At 61.9% G+C, this 1,439-nt stretch carries 2 protein-coding genes; one reads left to right on the top strand and one right to left on the bottom strand.

Annotated elements, in window-relative coordinates; all coding sequences use genetic code 11:
- On the top strand, positions 1–601 hold a 601-nt coding region (gene rarD, locus JV551A3_RS03390; RefSeq protein WP_133978334.1), incomplete at its 5' end, for an EamA family transporter RarD.
- A 333-nt stretch (positions 602–934) separates the two neighbouring features.
- On the opposite strand, the gene JV551A3_RS03385 is transcribed toward rarD, so the two are convergent.
- Positions 935–1,438 (bottom strand): glycine cleavage system transcriptional repressor, encoded by a 504-nt coding sequence (locus JV551A3_RS03385; protein WP_235874536.1) that lies wholly within the window; start codon positions 1,436–1,438, stop codon positions 935–937.
- Position 1,439: the final 1 nt, after the last annotated feature.

Below are 1,439 nucleotides of genomic sequence, written 5' to 3'. Positions count from 1 at the left end.
CGGCCGCATGCTCGAGGCCAGCCTGGGTTACTACATCAACCCGCTGATCAATGTGCTGCTGGGCATGCTGATTCTCGGCGAGCGCCTGCGCCGTATGCAGTGGCTTGCCGTAGCCATGGCCACCGTGGGTGTTGCCCAGCAGGTGTGGCAGGTGGGCAGCCTGCCGTGGGTGTCGCTGGTACTGGCGCTGAGCTTCGGCTTCTATGGGCTGATTCGCAAGCAGGCACCCGTGGCGGCACTGCCGGGCCTGGTGGTGGAAACCTGGATGCTGGTACCGCTGGCCATTGGCTGGCTGTTGCTGCACCCGGCGGCGACAAGTGCCCAGGGCGCGTTCTACAGCAGTAGCGAAGCGCTGTGGCTGATGGCGGCGGGGCCGGTGACGCTGGTGCCGCTGGTGTGCTTCAACGCTGCGGCGCGGCACTTGCCGTATACCACGCTGGGCTTCCTGCAGTACCTGGCGCCGACGCTAGTGCTGCTGCAGGCGGTACTGCTGTTCGATGAGCACTTGTCGTCGAGCACCTTGGTGGCGTTCATGTTCATCTGGGCGGGTTTGGCGATTTACAGCGTCGATGCGTGGCTCAGTTTGCGCAAGCGTAGCTGATCAAAAAATGATCACAACTCTGCAGACCTTGTGATTCGTGGTCTGCAGAGACATCTCCAAAGGTTATCCACACCCTCGTCCCCGTGGTTTGTGCACAAGGTGCTGATTATTGGGTGTTTTTTGAGCAAAGCCCTGTAAGGCGCGCGGGGCCTGGGCTGGAGAGGGGAGCCCCCAGGTTATCCACAAGGCCTTCCCCGTGATATCGGGATAACCGCAGGGGGCTGCTTTGCAGCCCATTCGCAGCACAAGGCTGCTCCTACAAGGATATGCATTTCCCTGTAGGAGCAGCCTTGTGCTGCGAATGGGCCGCGAAGCGGCCCCGGCAATATCGGATCAATCCTCCGCCCGCAGCTGCAACTCCACCATCAAGTCATCCGCCAGGCTCTCCAGCTTCTGCTGCAAATCCTCCAGCGACAGGGTCAACGGCAATGCCAGCAAGGCATCGGCATGGAATAGCGGCTCGCTGCTCATGGGCGCCGGCCGCACCTCCGTGGTAAACCGCTCAAGGTTTACCCCCAGGTCCGCCAGCAAGCGGGTGATATCACGCACGATCCCCGGCCGGTCGTTCCCTACCAGCTCCATGGCAATCGGCTTCCAGGTACAAGACGGCTCGATGCCGCTCTCGGCGATCAGCACGCGAATGTCATATCGGGCCAACCCCTGCAGCGAAGCCACCAGTTCGTCGTAGTTTTCCGCTGGCACCGCCACCCGCAGGATGCCGGCAAACTGCCCGGCCATACGCGACATGCGGCTTTCCAGCCAGTTGCCACTGTGGTCAGCGATGCACTGGGCAATGCGCTCGACTTGGCCGGCCTTGTCAGGGGCAATTACAGTCAGT

The organism is Pseudomonas inefficax, from assembly GCF_900277125.1.
Lineage (GTDB): Bacteria > Pseudomonadota > Gammaproteobacteria > Pseudomonadales > Pseudomonadaceae > Aquipseudomonas > Aquipseudomonas inefficax.
Note: the sequence above shows the minus strand (reverse complement) of the source record. Positions and strands in the feature narration are given on the sequence as shown.